A 19,745-nucleotide genomic window follows, 5' to 3' on the forward strand; every position below is an offset into this window, starting at 1 on the left:
TCAATGCCAGTACTCAAGAAGCTCTATTTTGTGCTCATGCCAACGCTATTATTTGCATTTACAATAGTGGGGGTTATCACCTACAACTTCGCCTCAAACCATGTGAAGCACATGTATTTAGACGAAGTGCAGTCAGACGTGAATACCGCTTTGGTTGCCGCCGAATATGAACAGCTCGGGCTGTCTCTATTGGTGAAAGATATTGGCTCTTCGCTGCAATTCTTGCGTTATATTCAAAACCCGAGCGACTACACCACCCTATCTTTGTTGGAAAAACGCGTACTTCAGGTTTTAAACCAAAACCTCGTGAATCAATTTGGCCAGCGCAATATTTACATCGTTGACCCTCAGTTCAATCTTACACTCTCGACCTTACGCGCTGACCCATTCGAAGGACTAAAGATCCCCGACAACATCTACGAGCGCGTGTTCGACATTTATACCGCCTTAATCAAACGCGATGAGCTTTCTCATCAGGGCTTCTCTTATGTTTCCATCAGTGGCGAACTCAGATATGCCTATGTCGCGGCTATCGACCCTTATTTACTTCCTCAAGACAAACGCGCGAATGACAGTCAGAATCGATATATGTTGATTGCTGATGGCCCACTTAAACAGCTTTCGAGCTTACTGATCAAGTACAACGATGACGACAACATGCAGCTTTTGATCGAACCAACGGAAGAAGAAGACAGCATTGAAAATACCCAGTTCGTTATCAAGTCATTTGAACAAGGCAAAGAAAGCATCAAGGTTCAAATGACCAGCCGTCATCTACTCGCTCAGGTCAACATTCGAGAACAGAAATTCAACCAAGAGAAAAGCATCATTGCTCAGCAAACCTTCTTTGGTTGTTTAACGACGCTGTTTATTATCATGCTGATCGTCCATATGGTCGTTCGCTACCAATTGGTGAGCCCACTAAAAGATCTATTGCACGAAATCTCCATCGGAGGGCTAAAACTTAGGTACTTCAAGCGCTCATCCGGGCAAAGTGAAATTGATGGCCTTAAGAACGCCTATATCGACTCCTTAACCGAGCTAAAATTCGAAGCTGAATTCGACCAACTCACTAAGCTTGCTAACCGACGTTCCTTCATTCGACACCTCGATGTTCGCTTAAAAAGCTCAGTAAGCCCGTATTGTTATCTCGTCTGCTGGGACATCATCGATTTCAGAAAAATCAATGATTTGTATGGTGCGAAAGTGGGTGATAACGTATTGGTCAGCCTAGCTAAAGCACTGAGAGAGACATTACAAAACCAGCAATCGTCTTTAGGGTTTAGTTGCAGTGACTATTCTTTGGCAAGGCTTGGTGGAAACCAATTCATTGCCATCCTAGAAATCGCCCCACACCAATCCATCAACGAAGAAATTGAGAACATTAATAACACCCTGACTGGCACAAACTTCCTTGATTACTATGGTTTCAGGCTCTCTATTGCAACGGGTGTACTACCTGTCGACACCCCAAAATTTGAAGAGATCTGGCACCGCTGCATTGATGAAATGCTGATAAATGCCAAGGCGCACAGTGATGGAGAGAGTCGAATCGTTTATGGCGAAGAATTACTGCATACCTTCGAAAGACACGATGCGCTTGAGAAAAGGCTACTGGAGTGTTGTGAGAGTGACAATTTTGAGCTGCGCTTTATGCCGATCTTCAACGCTAAGACGCTTCATATTGATGGTGCAGAATGTCTGATTCGCTGTCCTGCCCTGTTTGATATAAACGCAGGGCCTGAAGAGTTCATCCCAGTTGCAGAGAAAAGTAACTTAATCTCTCGAATCGATATGTGGGTAATTGCGACGGCCATCAAGTGCTATAAAGAGCTCTCTGAGATCCACAATTACGAAGGCACCTTATCGATTAATATCTCCGCGATGGAGCTTTATAATCGCAATTTCGCCGACAATATTCGAAAAGTGATCGAGCGATATCAAGTGCCTGCTGGCAACATCATCATTGAGATCACTGAAACCAGTTATGTGAAAAGCACCAAGCTGACGGTGCAGACCATTGAAAGCATCAGAAGCTTGGGTTTAAAGGTATCACTGGACGACTTCGGGACTGGCTATACTGCCTTTAATCAGCTGCTTCACTACCCTGTTGATGAGCTTAAAATAGATAAGAGCTTTATCGACAAAATTGTAGACGACAAGGCCGATCGTAGAATGGTCGACTCAATGGTTAACCTTGGGCACTCCTGTAACACCTTGGTGGTCGGCGAAGGCGTCGAATCTATTGAGCAGTACCAGTATTTGAGAGAAGCCAACTGTGACTTGATACAGGGCTACCTGTTCAGCGAACCGTTGACCTACATTCAATTCATCGAGTTCATCCGCGATCACAACCCACAAACGATTCTGGATCAGACAACATCACTAAGCGACGATGATTCTAACGAAAGAATTGTGGCTCTAAACCAGAAGAAATAGGCGATATTCTTGCCTTTCTTTTGAGCCACCAGCCTCGCTTATGACGCTTTCCCTAAAACTCGTCACCTATCTACAGCTCAACAGCACAAGCCCCGCTCGCCATGAGTCTCGATTTCCTCTAGTCTAAATTTCCACAAAACTCAGCAACGCTTAAAAACATCAAGCTTTAATATCCATCAATATAAATGTAGATGGTTCGAAGGCAAATTATATGGAGCTCGTTTGCCGAAAGAGATTACTTGAAGCGAGGCCATATAAAGCGAAGGAGCTTAACCATTTAAGTAGGATCGGGTTGTGAGCATTAAAAATCTGAGGTTAAACGGATTGGAATGAGAGAAGGTTCTAAAGAAAAGCTCGCGAGAGCGAGCCTTAGCCTTGTATCGTAGTAAGTAGCTCCATCATATCCTTTGAGCTTATATTCTTCTTGTGACGTACGACAGCGTCTATCATGAGCTCTAAATTGCCCGCCGAGATGTAATCACTCAACACTTCATTAAACTTCTCATGAATCTCATCACTCGCGTACAAATGCTCGGGGATGAAGAACAAGAATTGGCTACCGCTGCTTCGGAATGAAATCGTGCTATCTGGGATCTTAGACGTGAGCGATTTCGCCGCTGAACTCACCACTAAGTCTCCGTATTCAGGGCCATATTTCTGGTTAATTTCACTTAGATTTCTGATTCGTACAAAGTACAAATCAAAGTTGTTGTCTTTGGGGTAATTGTTTTTCACAAACTTCATTAAAGAAACACGGTTTCGAAAGCCAGTAATGAAGTCTGTCGTGTAAAGCTTTCTTTTGATTGAGAAATCGACGTAAAAAATCGCACCTGTCACAAGCAGTAGCAACACCAGAAATACACTGCTTATCCGATGCATCATCACCAACTTGTCGACCATTGTGGTATTTTCTTCAATAACCGGGCTTTGGAGTCGAAACTTTTCGTTAATAAAATCGACCAGTGTGTTGTAGCAGATATCAATTTTCTTCTGCAGTGATTCTTTAGGCAAGGCGCCTTGATTCACCAACTTAATTGAGGATTCTAACGACTTAAACTTGTCAAATTCAGCCGTAAAATAAGGTTTGAAGTTAGCTGAGCGAATGAAATTGGAAGACTCAGTGCTATTAATCAGAATATCAAATCGGCTCCACGTAATATCATAAGCTAACCACAGTTCGTCATAATTGATCTTATCTGAGCGACTGACCATTAAGAAATTGGCGTACTCCTTTACCAACTGAAAAACAAACCATGTCGCCTCATTTTGACGGCTAGAAAAACTCTTATTGATATCGTTAATTCGGGTAACACTATAAATATTTACGGTCAGAACAATCGCCGCCAAAGCTAGCACGACGACTTTAATCACAGCCAGTGACAACAGCTTTTTCATAGAGAACCTCTATAGGTGGATATCGCGTATCTGCCAGATCATCTTGGCATGAAAGTCTGTGTTATCAATGTCTGGGCGAGTCGACAATGGGTAGATCAACCAATAAGGTCCCTTGTCTCTCACCGACATAAACTCACCATTTAGCTTTATCGCAATAATAGGCTGATAGTCATAAAAATCTTCCTTTGGCACTGCAACTTTATAATCGTTTAACGCGACAAAGGTGACCTGAGCTGACACAGGTAAATCCATGCTTTCAAGTACCGCGAGTAACGTAACCCCGCTATACACGGATTCTCCATCGACCCAAGGTAAGGTGGTAGATATTTCTTGTTGAGGGAGCGACAACAATTGCTCTCGGCTGAACTCATGCTTTTGCCCTAAATGGTCGAATACCGTTAATTCTGACGCAGCAAAAATAGAAAATGAACAGAATGAAAATATCAAAAGAAGTGCAGTTCTCATTTTTAACTCCATTTAAAAAAGGTCATTAAATTGAGTCTAGTCGATATTATTCATTTGACTTAACTAGGGCGTGTTGATCTTTCGAGCTGACTTTTGCAGCGAGTTGCTGGGTATTTATACAAGGCAGAGGCGTCGATGTGTAGCTAGCCTACATGAGAAGCCGATAACGAAGTAGAAATGACCAGCAAATGCTGCCCAAAGGGTTCGGCTAAAAGCGTTTTACTCTTTGTTGAGGGAGATTTGCTTAGAATGACTAGGCTACATCCCCCTCGCCGCGATTAAACCGCTTTTATCTCGAACAAAATTTAACCGCGAAAGGTCAACACGCCCTAACCATGATCTAATTTGTTCAATCACCTCAGCCCCACAATACGCGCTCCAAAAATCCATCAATAGAAACGCGACAAATAAAAACACCGTGTTTTAAGTACAAGGAGTAATCCAATTCCTCTTGTGAATACGTAGTGACCAATAAAATTGACAATAAAAATGAGTCTGTAGGTAGCGAGAATGCCTGTCGCTGCATAACCTTTAATCGTACGTAAGCAGTTTTAAGCGCTTTTTAAACTGGTATTAGTCGTTTGAAGTCCACCAGCTTACATACGTTGCGCTCTAAAAAAGATTTACTCACTTCATAATCAAGGGAATCGATAATGAGTTTAAATAAGCGAAGATTTAACCCCATGACGGCACTTTCTACCTTAGTAATGACGCTGGTCATGTTTCCTGTTTCTGCTGACGTTAACAAAGAGCAATTCGAATTGGGTAAGCAGAAAGCCAAGGTGTGTATGACTTGTCATGGCGTTGATGGTATCTCAACACAAGATCCCTACCCGAACCTTCGCGGTCAAAAAGTGGGATACCTGATCTCGTCACTGAAAGATTATCAGACACGTGAAAGAACCAGTGGTTTGGCGATTCTCATGCAGCAACAGGCCGACACGCTTTCAGACCAAGATATCCGTGATATTTCCTATTTCTATTCAATGCTGGGCAATGATTCAAGCTCGCTCGGCGATTCAAACGAAGTCAGCGAATAAAATTCAGTCAGCGGTTCAAAACCTCTAGGCAAGGAGCCTTGTTATGGAACAAGTGACAACGCAATACAGCATTAAGGTCGTGAAGTACTTCATCGTCGCATCCTTAGTGTGGGCGATTGTAGGTATGATCATCGGCGTGATTCTCGCCGCGCAATTATATTGGCCAGTCTTAAACTTCGATTCCCAATATTTCCAATTTGGTCGACTGCGCCCGCTACATACCTCTGGTGTGATATACGGCTTCGTCGTAAATATTTTAATGGGTACTTCTTTGTATATAGCCCAGCGAACTGGCCACTGTGATTTGTTCAACAAAAGCCTTTCATGGATGGTGTTTTGGGGCTGGCAATTCATTCTGTTACTTGCGGTCATTTCCCTCCCCGCAGGCCACACCACCTCAAAAGAGTATGCAGAGCTTGAATGGCCAATCGACTTAATGATTGTGCTGGTTTGGGTGCTTTATGCGGTGTTGTTCTTTGGCACGCTTGCTAAGCGGAAGGTCAGCCATATCTTCGTGGCAAACTGGTTCTTTGCTGCTTTCATCATCGTCGTTGCCATGATTTTCATCGTCAACAACCTTGCGATACCAGTTTTAGCGATGAAGTCTTACTCTGTATTTGCGGGCGCTCAAGATGCGATCGTTCAGTGGTGGTGGGGACATAATGCCGTCGGCTTCCTACTGACTGCGGGTATCATTGGTATGAATTACTATTTCATACCTAAAGCGGCGGATAGACCTATCTATTCATACCGCTTGTCTGTGATCCATTTCTGGGGTTTGGTCGGCTTCTACACATGGGCCGGGACACACCATCTCGTTTACTCTTCCGTTCCGATCTGGATTCAGAATATCGGCATCGTAATGTCGCTGATCCTTTGGCTCCCTTCGTGGGCCGGTGCATTCAATAGCGCAATGACGCTGCTTCAAAACAAAGAAAAGCTGAAGTCCGACTACATTCTTTTATTCTTTTTCTCAGCGATTCTTTACTACTGCTTGGCGACATTCGAAGGTCCGCTGCTTGCCATCCGCTGGTTCAACATGGTCGCACATAACACCGAATGGATTATCGGTCACGTACATTCCGCAGCACTTGGCTGGGTTGGGATGTCAGGGATAGCGGTCTTTTACTACTTCATTCCACGCTTGTGGGGCCAAACCGCTCTTTGGTCGCCACGGCTAATTAAATGGCACTTCTGGCTCGCCCATGCCGGCGTCGCTCTCTATGCGATAGCACTTTGGGTCGCAGGCATCGGTGAAGGTTATATGTGGCTCGCTCAAAATGAAAACGGCGAACTGATTTACAGTTTTGTAGAGGCAATGGACTTCAAAGCACCTTGGTTGTTCTTACGATTCTTTGGTGGCGCGCTGTTCGTCCTCGGATTGTTCTTAATGGCGTTCAACTTGTACAAAACGGTTCGTATGCCCGCCGTACACGACGCTAAACACACCGTTAATGAGGGGGCTTAAATGATGAGTAAAGACTTTACACATTCAATCGTCATTTTGATTTTGACTACCGTTGTTGTCGCCTCCTTCTCTTTATTGGTTTGGGTAGTGCCAAGTATCGTCCGTGGAGATGATATAGCCAAAGGCAGCTTAGCGATGCCGCTCACACCTATTGAGTTAGCAGGGCGAGACATATACATCAGTGAAGGCTGCCATGTTTGTCACACTCAAATGGTTCGTCCTCTCGAACCAGAAGTGAAACGTAATGGTCGCCCGAATAAAGAAGCGGATGATATCTATGAGTTTCCTAACTTGTGGGGTTCAAAACGTACGGGTCCTGACCTAACAAACCTAGGCCGAAAATATTCTGACCAATGGCATGTCATTCACCTCGTGAACCCGCGCAGAGTTGTACCTACCTCTATAATGCCCTCTTACCCGTGGTTATTTGAGCAAACGCTAACTGGGGATGATATCAGCGCCAAAATGGAAGCCTTACGTACGTTAGGCGTGCCTTATACCGACAAAGAGATTGGCGATGCGAGATTGCAAATAAGAGGTAAAACCAAAGGTGAAGCGCTAATTCGTTACCTGCAAAGCCTTGGTAAAGATACGTCACAGGAGGTATCACAATGAGCACTTTTTGGAATTTATGGGCGGTACTATTAACCTTAATATTCTTTGTTCTGATGGTATCGGTTGTCGTTAAATATTGGCGAAGCAATCACAAGGCCGATCATGACCACACCATCGGCACCTTTGATGGCATTGAAGAGAAAGACGCACCACCACCTAAACTGCTCTTTGTCAGTTATGCGGTCGCGTTCTTACTCTCTGCAGGTTACTTGGTGCTCTACCCCGGACTTGGTGAATGGGAAGGCTTGGTCGATTGGGAACAGAGCGATGATAAGCTCAGTTCACCATCCACCACTCTCAATGAGCAATTTGCACAAACCAGTGAAACCACGTTAGAGGGATTAGCTGCCATTCCTGAGATCGTTAACAGCGGTCAAATCCTGTTTCAAACTCACTGTGCAGCGTGTCACCGAGACAATGCACAAGGCCAGAAACACTTCCCTAACCTTATCGACCAAGACTGGTTATACGGCGGCAGTGATGAGGCTGTGATCCATTCCATTGTCAAAGGGCGAAATGGTGCGATGCCAGGATGGAGCGAAATCATGCGTCCTGATGAAGTGGCAAAGGTTTCTTACTATTTAGCGTCTCTTAACCAGCGTCATACCGATGTGCCTGAGGTTAAAGTCGAACTCGGTAAAACCTTATTCGTCAAATATTGCTCGTCTTGTCATGCCGATGGTACGGTCGCCAACCCGGCGATTGGGGTACCCGACCTTTCCGATGATACTTGGCTACACGGCGGCAGTATTGAAGAGATTCAACACACCATAAATTATGGTTTGAACAATCTTATGCCCGCATTTGATAGTCAACTGACCGAAAACGAGATACTCGCACTCGGCGCCTACATTCGACATGCAGGTGAAGTTGAACAACAAAAACTGGCCAGCCTGAAAGCAGAATCTGTTGAACGCGGGGAATACTTAGCGCATGCCGGTGACTGCGTGGCTTGTCACAGTGCAGAAGGTGGTGAACCCTTTGCTGGCGGCTTACCGTTCGTGACCCCTTTCGGCACCGTGTATTCAACCAATATTACGCCTCATACTACCGAAGGTATCGGGACCTATGACTTTGATGATTTCAGAGCTGCGCTAGTCGATGGTAAAGGTAAGAACGGTTACTTGTACCCTGCAATGCCCTACACCTCTTATCAATATCTGACTGACCAAGACATGGTCGACTTGTGGGAATACATGCAGTCGATTACCGCTGTCCCTCGACGCAATGACGACAACAGCATGATGTTCCCATCGAATATTCGCCTAGGGCTGCTTGGCTGGAATATTGTGTTCATGGACACCGACCCAGTCGATTATCAAGTGCCAGAGGAACTCACAGACAAGGTCGATAATGTTGAGAAATGGCAACAAGGTAAATACTGGGTTGCGGGTCTTGGTCACTGTTCTGAGTGCCACACACCAAGAAATATTGCCCAAGCCCTGATACCAGAACGTATTTTCCAAGGTAACTTGATTGATGGTTGGAATGCGCCTGATATCACAGCCAATGAGCTTTATATCGATGGTTGGGATGAAGCAACACTCACCGACTTCTTACACACAGGTCATTCTGACAAAGGCACCGCTTTTGCAGGGATGGCAGATGTAGTGAAAAACAGCCTGAGTTTGATGACTCGTGAAGATATCGAGTCAATGTCCTACTACTTGCTGAGCGGTGACATCAACAATACCATTAGCAGCGATGCCGTGCCGTTGCAGCCTAAAGGATTTGATGAAGAGTCTTATGCAGCTGAAATCTACACCACTTATCGTCAGACGTGTGGAGCATGTCATGGAGACGACGGTAAAGGACGCGATCCTATCGCCCCTACTCTGTTGAATAACGGCATCATCATGCACAGTGATCCATTCAACACCATTGCAGTAACGGTGCGCGGTCTACAACCGACCTATCTCGACAAGGATAGAAACTTCATGCCAATGGCAAGCTTTGAAGATGTGCTATCGGATCAGAGGTTGGCTGAGTTGATCACCTTCGTACGATTGCACCTTGGAGACAGGCAAGAGCCGGTAACCGCAGAGCATGTTCGAGAAGTAAGAGAGACGCTTGAAGCCGCTGGTTATGCAGGTGGCTTACATACCACGCCAGACATGTATGACCGTAGAGATAACACCATCAACATCAGATAACAGACACTTCATTTAGACAGTGAATTGCAATAAACCAAAGGAGGTCAATGTGCCTCCTTTCTTTTTCGACCGTCATTTTCACCCTTGCTCATACAACACAATTATAACTAACTGATTACACAATTAAGCAGGTCTGCACATAATGCGATCAATCTCGCAGAACAAAGATGACACCAAGTGCATAATGTGCAAAATTTTTTAAAGATGTACGAAGGACAGATATGGATACAACTACACTCATCTACGATACGTTGGAAGGCCTGTCGAGCGCAAAGCCACAGCAACACGCTCAAATCCGCCAAAATCTATATAACCAATTAGATTTATCATTTGAGAAGCAGTTGGCTTTGTATTCATCAGTTCTTGGTCCAGCGAGTGCTGGTAGATTGACCGATTTGGATAGTGCAGTCATGTCTGCACGCAAGATTGTTGGTTTAGAAAACAGCTAATTTAGCTTCAACCTATCTCCATTTTAACGCTGCCATTGTGCAGCGTTTTTTTGTGCAAGCTATTAACGATAAGTACGACTATTAACGATAAATGCAGCTGTTTTCGATAAGCATGACTCTTTACGATAAGTGCAAGTCGCTGCAATTTTCAAGTTGCTCGCATTCTCATTTGGTTAATCTTATGTTCCATTTTTAACAGGTGTGTAACCTCAATAATGGCGCTAATGTTAGTAGCACGTTAACCACACATCGGATGGAAGAATCATGAGAGTACTTATTGAATATACACAGACAGGCAAATATCGTGACCATGTGTGGGAAGCACTAACGATTCGTTCAAAAGGCGAAATTCAAGCTGTGACTCCCTCTTATGCGGCCCAGCTTATCGAACAAAACCGCGCCAGCTTATCGACCACTGAAAATCAAGATATCGTCATCCAACCTTAATGGCTTCAAGGGCTACCCCTCCTAGTTCCTTAAATCGAATAGTTCGATGACATAAAAAAACGCTGCACGGATGCAGCGTTTTCTTGTTTCTAGGCTATCTTACTTTTAACGTAAATAGCTTGATTACTTTGGCAGGTTTTCCAACGCTTCAACCATCGTCATCAATTTATCGACAATTCTTTCGCCGTCTACTCGCAAGCCATTGTGTTCATATTCATTGGTGATCCACGCTTTCGAGTTAGGAATGTTCGCCAGTGTTTCACGGCTGTAAACCAACTCAACGTACATGTCATCTGCATAAACCGCACACGCCATTGGCACTGTATTCTTGCTCAACTGCTCTGCGTTGTACAAAGTGCCCCAGTCCGATTTTTCAGCCAACATGTTCGCTGCTTCACGCAGTGGCTTCAGCGTTTCTAGTTGATCGAACATCCATGGGTAAACCATCTCACCAGTAAACCAGAACTCATTGCCCGATTGGTAGTTGAAGTGCGGGTAATGCTCACGTACTCGATGTGCCGACCAGTTAGACGCTGTACCTTGGCAGTAGATCGATTCATGAAGAATCGCGTAGATAGGATTCGTTAGGTAGCCCTGCTCTTGTTGCATTTGATTTAGGAAGCTGTAGCTCAACTGCTTGTTACCGTTCACTTCAACAAACGCACTCTCTAGTGTGAAGTACATAGGAAGGTTTGCTTCACCGCCGCCAAGGTTAATACCAATCAACTGGAACTGTTCAACCGTAAACACCTGACCATTTGGCAGTCTCACGTCGTTGTTAAGTAGGTAATCAGAGATCTCACGACAAATAGCTTGCGCTTGCGGGAACTGAGCAAAGAAGGCTTTGTTTTTGTCTTCTACACGCTTGTAGGTCGCACGATACACATCGTCAGCTTCGCGTTCGATAGAAGGTATACCGCCCGTGACATAACAGCGCTTTAGGCTTTGTGGGAACAACGACAAGTAGCTCAATGTGCAGAAGCCACCAAAGCTCTGGCCAATCGTCGACCACTGTTTAACACCGAACTGCTCACGAATCGCTTCCGCGTCACGAACGATGTTATCGGCTCTGAAATGCGTTAGGTATTCAGCTTGCTGCTCTGGATTTAGGTGCGCCAAGGTTTCATGGCTGATCACCGTGCTGTTGCCTGTACCACGTTGATCAAGAAGCAGAACGCGGTAGTTTTGCAGTGCACGCTTTAGCCAACCTGATTGGCCGCTCACTCGTGGAGAAGGAAAACCTGGGCCGCCTTGAAAGTAGATCAACCACGGCAGTTCTTGCGCATCTTTAGCGAGATCAACCAGTTCACGTGCGAAGACCTGGATCTGTTGTCCATCTTTTGCTTGGTAATCGAGTGGCAACTCAAAAGAGTGCTGACGATATAGGGTGGTTCCATCAATAAAGTTAGCTTGCACGCTTCATTCCTTTTTTATCTGATTCTAATGTCATCGGTACGAATAAAAACGGCGCCCGTTGGCACCTTTAGTTAGCAAGATACGCATAGTGGCTTGTAAAAGAAACCGTTTGTTTAACATGATTGTGAAGGTGCTTCATCTAATTGCTTAATTTACCTTCAACGCGTAACAACTTGTGTCAAAACAAAAGATTTAAGGTGTGTTCTATTGAGAGCAAGAATAGAAATGCGGCACAAATAAAAAGAGCTTAACGAGGTGAGGATACGTTAAGCTCTTTGGTTTTATCTATTGTAGGTGATGCTTATAGGTTCAATAAGCTCAGGTTTTATCGGCTCAGTTTCTATAAGCCAAAGATCTATAAACTAATGCTCTATAAACTTAGTTTCTATAACTTATAGCTAAGAAGCTTCTAGCTCACCTGCACCTTGAATTGAACGTTGGCTGTTTTCAACAAGGATAGCCGTCGCTGTTTCTTTCAACGCGCCCCACTCTCCATCGTCAACTTCAATGCCCTCGTTCCACGCCTTCTCTTGAGTTTTAAAAAGCGCTTCCGATTCAATGTGTGTTTGGTAGCCATCTGACAAACGTTCGATATCGAAATCCTGGACGGAAAGCTCGATGGTCATATTGTGGATATGATCGTCCGATGCCAGAGGCAAATCTGATAAAAACAGTTCTGGTGCAACGCAACCACGGTTGAGCACATACAAAGTGCTCTTAGGGTTAGAGCCATTGTCCCAACGTGCAGTACACGCGATGCCTTTCGCGGCCAGTTTCACAAGCTCGCTGTACGCTAGCCAGCGGTTATGACAGTTGTTGAGCTCAATTTTCAGCGTCTTCTTGCCGACCATTTTTTCAATCGCGTAATCCATCACCACTGGAAGGTGACACGCCAAACTTGCCTTGTGAAGGTCCACTTCAACCGTGTTGTCACTAAGCACTTGAATGTCCACTGGGCAATCGTCTTCTAGCCCAATGAAGTTGCTCGCATTGTTAAAATGACGAACACCATCCAAACCCACCATTTGTAAATCTGCCACCATGTTCGCTATCACATCGGCTTCACCACATGTACGACGCATACCCAGAAAGGCTTTATTGACGGCCGCTACCAGTTCATTGTGAGAAACGATCATAACGATTTACCTCCATGTTGAGCGTTGATATGTGTAGTAGCTTTTTGTGAGTCAGCGATCTCCGCTTCACTTGGTAAGACTGGGAACACCCATTCGTCCTGATGAATTTCATCAAGCAGTGGTGCACCTTGGAAAAACGTCACTCGTACCCAACGGTCTGAGCGAGGATCAAACTTAGTCGCACCAAACATCGCAAGCTTGCAACGCAATAAGTGCATTGGTGGCGAATCTTGGTGCAGCACATTCATTTGAATGTCGCCCATCGCTTTGTTGCCTAGCGTCCATACACGACGTGCAATAGCACGATGCTGTGGCTGTTTAACAAGGAACTCAGCCAATGAAAGCTCTGGCGCGAATTGCAATAAAGCATGGTACAAACGGTAAGCTTGACGACCTATATCCAACGGCAGTTCACGTTCTTCACCTAGCTCCTCGCCTCGCACTCCAAGCCTTGGTTCTTCTTTGTCTTGAGAGCGATACCAGAACCAGTAGTTGTTCTCTGCTTTGGTAAAGTCGGTCGTGATCGCCCAGCGGTACTTTTCTTCTAATACAACCAACAGATCTTGAATCTTTTTGCCACTAGGAAGCGACAGTGTTTCGCTGCAATTCATTTGCTCTTGATGGGCGTCCACTAATTCTGGGTACAATTCCATCAAGCATGAGATAAGGATTTCTTGGGCTTCCATACTCATGTGCTTAGATTGTTCAACTAACTGCGCCCATGTATCACATTGGCTGACAGACTCTTCTAGCGATTGCTCTGCGTGTTTCAACTCATCCACAGCGGCTTTGTTTAGCGCTTGCTGGTTTTCATTGATGGTAACGACTTGTTCTAAATGACAAATCGCTTTTTTAACTAATGTACGTAGTGGCTCAATCAATGCCGTATCCGTGTGATTAGCTAATACGTCAGCTAATGCATGTTCACGAGTAGTCATCCATTGATCGACAATACTTGGGTGGTTAATCAGATATGGCGCCATGCCTAAACCTGTGGCATTACCCACACCTAGGTAGCGTTGTAAGCCTCTGTGCAAGGTAATCGCTTGTTCACCGCCTTGTTGCTCCGCTAGATAATGAACCCAATCTAGGCTGAACTCACGCAACATATAAACAGCACACATTTGAGCACTGAACGATTGATTAAAATCGGGATTCTTTTCCAAGATTTTAAAGTCAGCAATACCAAACTTACCATTACCATAAACCGCTGTGGTTCGTAGGATGTAGCCCACTTCAGCTAGCTCTTTTGGCGTTGGTTGAACACCTTTAGCCAAGTGACTAACGATATGTTCAAACACACGTACACTTTTGTTGGCACGCGCTAAAACAAGCACATTGTTAGGGTTACGGCCTGCTTCTTGTAGCGGTACATTCGCACGAAGTCTCTCAAGTAGGGTGACATCAACATCACCAAGAACAAGAGCAAACGTTACGTCCCACTTTTCAGCAATTACACGGTCATTTCTTTCGTCGTCTGCAATCTCATCGCAGAAAACAACCAAATGATAAACATGCTCTGGCGTCTCTAGCTTATAGATAACATGACCAAAACCTTGAGCGTCTAGTTGCCACTCATGCTTAGTCACTTTCCATTGCTGTTGTGCCATTTTACGAATCAGAGTTCTTACGAAGCTGATTCGTGTTTGGTGCATAGCACCCAATCTTTCCGGTGCCATGACGACCGTTGCGTCACGTAGTGCTGATTCAGTGTAGGTAGAACGATGTGCATCCATTTTGCTCACCACCTTTGTAGTTATAAGGGTTTTGCTAGCCATTCAGAACCGATCGTTGCCGTCATTTGAAGCATTGTTGCGACAGTATGTTGGTTAGCTTTCACGTTTCTAATCGTTACTGATGTTATCGAGGCAAGCGAACTCGCCCCTTATTATTTGTCCTGACTAGGTCTCTTCACCTAAATAGTTGCCGTCCGATGTATCTTCACCAGTACGGTTTTTACTCTTCCTTTCGGAGTTTTTGCGTCAGCCTTCTTTCGAAGGCTGATTTGTTGCTTGTTAAATCAATATCTTTAAAGTGCTGTCTCTTTATAAACCTTGGTCTTTCGCCATCTTGATTGCGATTTGAGGCGCATTCCAAAGTGATGGCAACAAGATTAAGGACACCGGTACCGCTGTGATAACAATGAAGGATTGCAGCGCTGAGATACCGCCAGAACCTAGGGAAATCAGAATTAACGCTGTTACCCCCATCATCACACCCCAGAAGGTACGAATAATTGCATTTGGCTCTGTCTCACCACTGATCACCACACTGATGGTGTAAGTCATTGAGTCACCGGTCGTTACGATGAAGATCGTAGTTAAGATCAAGAACAAAATAGAGATAAGCATTGGCAACGGCAGCTGTTGCGTTACCGCCAGTAGCGCGCCTGGTAAGTTAAAGCCTTCAAACGCTTTACTTACGCTGCCTGGGTCTGCGATTTCGAACGCAAGGCCAGAACCACCAACAATCGTGAACCAGAAGCAAGTAACAAACGGTGCGATAAGACTAATGGTTGATACCAATTGGCGAATACTACGGCCACGTGAGATACGAGCGATGAAGATTGCCATCATTGGGCCGTAACCTAGGAACCAACCCCAGAAGAATACTGTCCACCAGCTCAACCAACCTTCGTCACCACGGTAAGTCGCCATTGGGATGAAGTTATCAATCATGCTACCTACACCTTGAATGTAGCCATTGAAGATGAAGTTTGTTGGGCCGAAGATAAGGATGTAGACCATCAATGCCATTGCCAAAATTACGTTGTAACGGCTTAGCATTTGCATTCCGCGGTTAAGACCACTTAATGCCGATAATGTGTATAGAACGATAGCGAATAAGATGATGATCAGCTGCGTCGTGAACCCATCTGGAATATCAAACAGTGCGTTCAGTGCGTAGCTCACTTGTAAGCCTAAGAAGCCGATAGGACCAATGGTGCCCGCCGCTACTGCGACAATACAACATGCATCAATCAGTGCGCCTGTGTGACCTTTCAGTGCACGCTCACCCAACACTGGGTAAAGCAGAATACGAGGTTTAAGCGGCAAGCCTTTGTCGTAGTGAAGGTGCATAACCACGATAGACGTTAAGCTACCTACAATCGCCCATGCTAAGAAACCCCAGTGCATGAAGGATTGCGATAAAGCATTCACCGCGCCTTGCTGTGCATTTTCTTGTGCGCCGTACAATGGTGGTGGACTAACGTAGTGAGCAATAGGCTCTGCTGCGGCCCAAAATACACCGCCACCTGCCAGTAGCGTACAAAAGATGATCGCCATCCAACGGAAGCCGTCCATTTCAGGTTTAGCGATGCCGCCCAGAATAACCTTGCCTGTTCGCCCTGCCGCCAAGCCAAGACCAATAAGAAAAGTCAGAAGAAGAAGCATTTGCCAGTAAGGACCGAATACTTTTACAGACCATGCAAAACCCGTATTTACTAGGCTTGATAACAGCTCGCCATCAAATAGAGCAAGTGCCACGAACAGAGCGATAAAACCGCCGCTGTACCAAAGTGCTGGGTTGGATAGCCCTAATTTGTCTGACGTAGACTCAGACTCGTTTGTGTTGCTTTTTGCATTAATTGTTGTGTGTGCTTGACCCGCATTTAAGCTAGAAGATTTCACGCTATTGGTTAAATCAGACATACTCTGACTCCAGAGGTTTCTTTGCAGCTGTCATTTGAATGATGACTACAAGGGTGTATTTAACACCTGCCCTATTGTTTTTTGTGTTGGGCAGGCTAATCCATGTTTGGGTTACCGCGTTGCGAAATAGACCGTTGTTCCTTTTGAATAGTGAATTTGATTGAAGCAGTACTCGCTAAGTGAACGTGTTTAGAAGACTGCTCATTAGATGCTTATTAGTAAGAATCGCTGCTTAACTTTGGCTTTGAGGCTCTAGGCCATCTTTCAAAAAGTTAAACCAGTTTTCTCCCAAGACTTGCCCAGCTTCAGACTCGCTGAAACCATGACGCATCAATCCGTTATATATGTTTTCCATACCTGCACTACCGCAGAACCAAGGCAACGCATCTGGCCAACCTGAGTTGTTCGCAGAGCCTTCACCGTAGTCCATTGCTTTAGACCAACGACCATTTCTCATCCATTCAAGAACGGCTTGAGGTTGGTTTAAGCATAGGTCACTACCAATACCAAGGTGCTCTACGCCGACCATGTCAGCCGTAGTCGCAACCATTTGGCAGAAGTCTTCCAAGGTACATTGGCTGCCGTTTGGTAAGTGGAATGGGTATAAGCTGAATCCGATTAAGCCGCCGCGTGCGGTTAGAGCTTTAATCACATCATTTGATTTGTTTCGTAGCGCATCATGAGCAAACGTTGGGTTCGCATGGCTGATACAAATAGGACGAGAAGACAAGTCGATTGCTTCAAGTGTAGAGCGCTCGGCACTGTGAGACATGTCGATGATCATGCCCACTCGGTTCATCTCTTCGATGGCTTGTTTACCAAAGCGAGTAATACCGGTGTCGTTCTTCTCGTAGCAACCTGTCGCTAGTAAGCTCTGGTTGTTGTACGTCAGTTGCATGATCAAAAGACCTTGCTTACGCATTACTTCGATAAGACCAATCTCATCGTCGATTGGAGAACAGTTTTGAGCACCAAGGAAAATGCCGACTTTACCAGTCGCTTTTGCAGTCTCAACATCAGCCATTGAGTGAATCGGCATGATAAGGTCTGCGTTCTGCTCGAATCTTAAGTTCCACTCTGCAAAGCGAGATAAGGTTTCACGAGCTGTCTCGTGGTAAACCGCGGTAGCGTGAACTGCTGTAATGCCGCTCGCCTTTAGTGTTTGGAAATATTCTCTGTTCCAATTGCAGTATTGCAATCCATCTATAACAATCCGTTGCTGGTACATAACCACTCCTATTGAAAGCTCAGTGTTCTAGCTCGGTTTTGAAAACACGCTCAAATAACATGTTTTCAAAAATGGGTTAAATCACTTATCTAAGTTCGTTTGCTGCTTTGGTTTGAATGTTGGCCTGACTCTGTGAATCAGGCCAATTCGATAGCTGGATAGCTAGGAAGTTAATATCTTCAGCTATCCAATTGTTATTTAGAAAGTGGATTAGTAAGGACGCTGGTAAGCCGTCTTAACCACTGTGTAGAACTCTTTCGCGTATTGACCTTGCTCACGAGGACCGAAGCTAGACTCTTTACGACCACCAAACGGTACGTGGTAATCCGTGCCTGCTGTTGGAAGGTTCACCATCACACAACCTGTTTGCGCTTGTTGCTTGAACATTGCGCTAGTACGTAGGCTTTGAGTAATGATGCCGCCCGTTAGACCGAAGCGAGTATCATTAGTTGTCGCAATAGCTTCTTCTAGGTCAGCAACACGAATCACGCTTGCCATTGGTGCGAACACTTCTTCTTGGTTCACTTCCCAATCGTTTTTAGTGTTCAAGAACAGCGTTGGAGACATGTAGAAACCTTCGTGTTTCATGCTCAAGCGTTCACCACCAAATGCTAGCTCACCGCCGCTTTGACGTGCTTTCTCAACCCAACCTAGGTTTGCTTCAAGTTGGTTGCCGTCCACAACAGGGCCCATGAACACGCCCTCTTCCAGTGCGTGACCCACTTTCAACTCGCTCATACGTTTGATTAGAGCTTCAACGTATTGGTCGTGAATGCTATCCATAACCACAAGTCGAGAAGACGCTGTACATTTTTGACCAGCACCTGAGAAGGAACCTGCAATCGTTGCATCAACCGCAGTTTGGATATCAGCATCGTCTGCAATAACAAGTGCGTTCTTGCTGCCCATTTCTAGTTGGCAACGAACGAAGTTTGGCGCTGTAGCAGCCGCTACTTTACGACCCGTATCAACAGAACCGGTAAAGCTCACACCGTTCACTTCTTTGGAGTTGATCAGTGCATCACCTACCGTTGAACCGCTACCTAGTACAAGGTTAAACGTACCTGCAGGGATACCTTGGCGGTGGATGATCTCTGTAAGCGCAACCGCACTTGCTGGTGTTAGGTTTGCTGGTTTCCAGATAACGCTGTTACCGAAAGCCAGTGCTGGAGCGATTTTCCAAGCAGCTGTTGCTGTTGGGAAGTTCCAAGGAGAGATGATGCCGATAACGCCTACCGCTTCACGAGTCACTTCTACAGAAACGCCTGGGCGTACTGAATCCGCGTTGTCACCAATTTGACGAAGCACTTCAGCCGCGAAGTATTGGAAGAACTGACCAGCACGGTAAATCTCACCACGGCCTTCAGCAAAAGGCTTACCTTCTTCACGAGAAAGAAGCGTGCCTAGTTCATCACAACGTGCAATCAACTCGTCACCAATCGCTTGAAGTACAGCTTGCTTGCGTTCAATTGGCGTTTTTTCCCACTCTGGTTGAGCGTGCTTCGCCGCTGAAATCGCTTGTTGAACTTGTTCAGCACTTGCTTGTGCGAAGTTACCGATGTTTTCAGAAATATCTGATGGGTTAATGTTCGCAACGGTGCTTACACCCGCTTGCCATTCGCCGCCAATGTAAAGTGCGTTTTCTGCTTGAACATTCTGTAATTGAGTCATCATTCTGTCCTTGTAACGGTTAGGTTGCGGTTGAGTCTGGCAACCATCTGGTTAATTAATAAACTGTTAATATTCAGGTAATTAATTGCTAAAATAAGTCGTACATTTTGTATCTAAAGTGAACCCGATCGCTTGTATCAATAAACCGCTTTAATTCAAAAGAGTTTTGA

14 protein-coding genes and 1 pseudogene are annotated in these 19,745 nt (G+C 45.2%); 7 read left to right on the plus strand and 8 right to left on the minus strand.

Annotated elements, in window-relative coordinates; all coding sequences use genetic code 11:
* Nucleotides 1–3: 3 nt before the first annotated feature.
* Nucleotides 4–2,439 carry a putative bifunctional diguanylate cyclase/phosphodiesterase gene (locus tag OCV12_RS23045; RefSeq protein ID WP_261886299.1) on the plus strand — a complete coding sequence of 812 codons (2,436 nt, stop codon included), beginning with the start codon at nucleotides 4–6 and terminating at the stop codon, nucleotides 2,437–2,439.
* 369 nt (nucleotides 2,440–2,808) lie between these two features.
* Here the strand turns inward: OCV12_RS23045 and OCV12_RS23050 are convergent, their stop codons facing one another.
* A complete protein-coding gene (locus OCV12_RS23050; protein WP_239846648.1) occupies nucleotides 2,809–3,834 on the minus strand; it encodes a GGDEF domain-containing protein in 1,026 nt (341 codons plus the stop codon).
* Between the two features lie 9 nt (nucleotides 3,835–3,843).
* Complete coding sequence (locus OCV12_RS23055) at nucleotides 3,844–4,299, minus strand: hypothetical protein (RefSeq protein WP_390904564.1); 456 nt, start codon at nucleotides 4,297–4,299, stop codon at nucleotides 3,844–3,846.
* Nucleotides 4,300–4,952: 653 nt separating this feature from the next.
* Here OCV12_RS23055 and OCV12_RS23060 point away from each other — a divergent pair.
* The 6 genes from OCV12_RS23060 to OCV12_RS23085 all read left to right on the plus strand — a co-directional run bounded on the left by OCV12_RS23060 (nucleotide 4,953) and on the right by OCV12_RS23085 (nucleotide 10,471).
* Nucleotides 4,953–5,339 carry a c-type cytochrome gene (locus OCV12_RS23060; protein ID WP_261886301.1) on the plus strand — a complete coding sequence of 129 codons (387 nt, stop codon included), beginning with the start codon at nucleotides 4,953–4,955 and terminating at the stop codon, nucleotides 5,337–5,339.
* A gap of 43 nt (nucleotides 5,340–5,382) precedes the next feature.
* Nucleotides 5,383–6,807 carry a cytochrome-c oxidase, cbb3-type subunit I gene (gene ccoN / locus OCV12_RS23065; RefSeq protein ID WP_261886302.1) on the plus strand — a complete coding sequence of 475 codons (1,425 nt, stop codon included), beginning with the start codon at nucleotides 5,383–5,385 and terminating at the stop codon, nucleotides 6,805–6,807.
* Nucleotides 6,808–7,422 (plus strand): cbb3-type cytochrome c oxidase subunit II, encoded by a 615-nt coding sequence (locus OCV12_RS23070; RefSeq protein ID WP_210472876.1) that lies wholly within the window; start codon nucleotides 6,808–6,810, stop codon nucleotides 7,420–7,422.
* Nucleotides 7,419–9,575, plus strand: coding sequence for a c-type cytochrome (locus OCV12_RS23075; protein WP_261886303.1), 2,157 nt, complete (start codon nucleotides 7,419–7,421; stop codon nucleotides 9,573–9,575). Before OCV12_RS23070 ends, OCV12_RS23075 begins: the two co-directional genes overlap by 4 nt.
* 221 nt (nucleotides 9,576–9,796) lie before the next feature.
* On the plus strand, nucleotides 9,797–10,024 hold the full coding sequence (locus OCV12_RS23080) for a PAS factor family protein (RefSeq protein WP_004730426.1): 228 nt from the start codon (nucleotides 9,797–9,799) through the stop codon (nucleotides 10,022–10,024).
* 264 nt (nucleotides 10,025–10,288) lie between these two features.
* Nucleotides 10,289–10,471, plus strand: a complete 183-nt coding sequence (locus tag OCV12_RS23085; protein ID WP_261886304.1) for a hypothetical protein — start codon at nucleotides 10,289–10,291, stop codon at nucleotides 10,469–10,471.
* Between the two features lie 123 nt (nucleotides 10,472–10,594).
* On the opposite strand, the gene OCV12_RS23090 is transcribed toward OCV12_RS23085, so the two are convergent.
* The 6 genes and pseudogenes from OCV12_RS23090 to OCV12_RS23115 all read right to left on the minus strand — a co-directional run bounded on the left by OCV12_RS23090 (nucleotide 10,595) and on the right by OCV12_RS23115 (nucleotide 19,575).
* The gene (locus OCV12_RS23090; protein WP_261886305.1) at nucleotides 10,595–11,887 is read right to left on the minus strand and encodes an alpha/beta hydrolase; all 1,293 of its coding nucleotides are present in this window, start codon (nucleotides 11,885–11,887) and stop codon (nucleotides 10,595–10,597) included.
* A gap of 398 nt (nucleotides 11,888–12,285) precedes the next feature.
* Complete coding sequence (locus tag OCV12_RS23095) at nucleotides 12,286–13,023, minus strand: DUF3726 domain-containing protein (protein WP_048660319.1); 738 nt, start codon at nucleotides 13,021–13,023, stop codon at nucleotides 12,286–12,288.
* Nucleotides 13,020–14,824: pseudogene (locus tag OCV12_RS23100) on the minus strand (hypothetical protein). The gene OCV12_RS23095 and the pseudogene OCV12_RS23100 overlap by 4 nt, the downstream one beginning before the upstream one ends.
* A gap of 244 nt (nucleotides 14,825–15,068) precedes the next feature.
* Nucleotides 15,069–16,676: a BCCT family transporter gene (locus OCV12_RS23105; protein ID WP_261886306.1), complete on the minus strand. Its 1,608-nt coding sequence runs from the start codon at nucleotides 16,674–16,676 to the stop codon at nucleotides 15,069–15,071.
* A 232-nt stretch (nucleotides 16,677–16,908) separates the two neighbouring features.
* Nucleotides 16,909–17,904 carry a membrane dipeptidase gene (locus OCV12_RS23110; RefSeq protein WP_176679821.1) on the minus strand — a complete coding sequence of 332 codons (996 nt, stop codon included), beginning with the start codon at nucleotides 17,902–17,904 and terminating at the stop codon, nucleotides 16,909–16,911.
* Between the two features lie 210 nt (nucleotides 17,905–18,114).
* Nucleotides 18,115–19,575, minus strand: coding sequence for an aldehyde dehydrogenase family protein (locus tag OCV12_RS23115; protein ID WP_061017242.1), 1,461 nt, complete (start codon nucleotides 19,573–19,575; stop codon nucleotides 18,115–18,117).
* Nucleotides 19,576–19,745: the final 170 nt, after the last annotated feature.

The organism is Vibrio pomeroyi (assembly GCF_024347595.1).
Lineage (GTDB): Bacteria > Pseudomonadota > Gammaproteobacteria > Enterobacterales > Vibrionaceae > Vibrio > Vibrio pomeroyi.

What these genes read in the sequence shown, in the direction of transcription:
- OCV12_RS23045 (WP_261886299.1), top strand. Translation starts at nt 4, where the DNA reads ATGCCAGTACTCAAGAAGCTCTATTTTGTGCTCATGCCAACGCTATTA.
- OCV12_RS23050 (WP_239846648.1), bottom strand. Translation starts at nt 3,834, where the DNA reads ATGAAAAAGCTGTTGTCACTGGCTGTGATTAAAGTCGTCGTGCTAGCT.
- OCV12_RS23055 (WP_390904564.1), bottom strand. Translation starts at nt 4,299, where the DNA reads ATGAGAACTGCACTTCTTTTGATATTTTCATTCTGTTCATTTTCTATT.
- OCV12_RS23060 (WP_261886301.1), top strand. Translation starts at nt 4,953, where the DNA reads ATGAGTTTAAATAAGCGAAGATTTAACCCCATGACGGCACTTTCTACC.
- ccoN (WP_261886302.1), top strand. Translation starts at nt 5,383, where the DNA reads ATGGAACAAGTGACAACGCAATACAGCATTAAGGTCGTGAAGTACTTC.
- OCV12_RS23070 (WP_210472876.1), top strand. Translation starts at nt 6,808, where the DNA reads ATGATGAGTAAAGACTTTACACATTCAATCGTCATTTTGATTTTGACT.
- OCV12_RS23075 (WP_261886303.1), top strand. Translation starts at nt 7,419, where the DNA reads ATGAGCACTTTTTGGAATTTATGGGCGGTACTATTAACCTTAATATTC.
- OCV12_RS23080 (WP_004730426.1), top strand. Translation starts at nt 9,797, where the DNA reads ATGGATACAACTACACTCATCTACGATACGTTGGAAGGCCTGTCGAGC.
- OCV12_RS23085 (WP_261886304.1), top strand. Translation starts at nt 10,289, where the DNA reads ATGAGAGTACTTATTGAATATACACAGACAGGCAAATATCGTGACCAT.
- OCV12_RS23095 (WP_048660319.1), bottom strand. Translation starts at nt 13,023, where the DNA reads ATGATCGTTTCTCACAATGAACTGGTAGCGGCCGTCAATAAAGCCTTT.
- OCV12_RS23105 (WP_261886306.1), bottom strand. Translation starts at nt 16,676, where the DNA reads ATGTCTGATTTAACCAATAGCGTGAAATCTTCTAGCTTAAATGCGGGT.
- OCV12_RS23110 (WP_176679821.1), bottom strand. Translation starts at nt 17,904, where the DNA reads ATGTACCAGCAACGGATTGTTATAGATGGATTGCAATACTGCAATTGG.
- OCV12_RS23115 (WP_061017242.1), bottom strand. Translation starts at nt 19,575, where the DNA reads ATGACTCAATTACAGAATGTTCAAGCAGAAAACGCACTTTACATTGGC.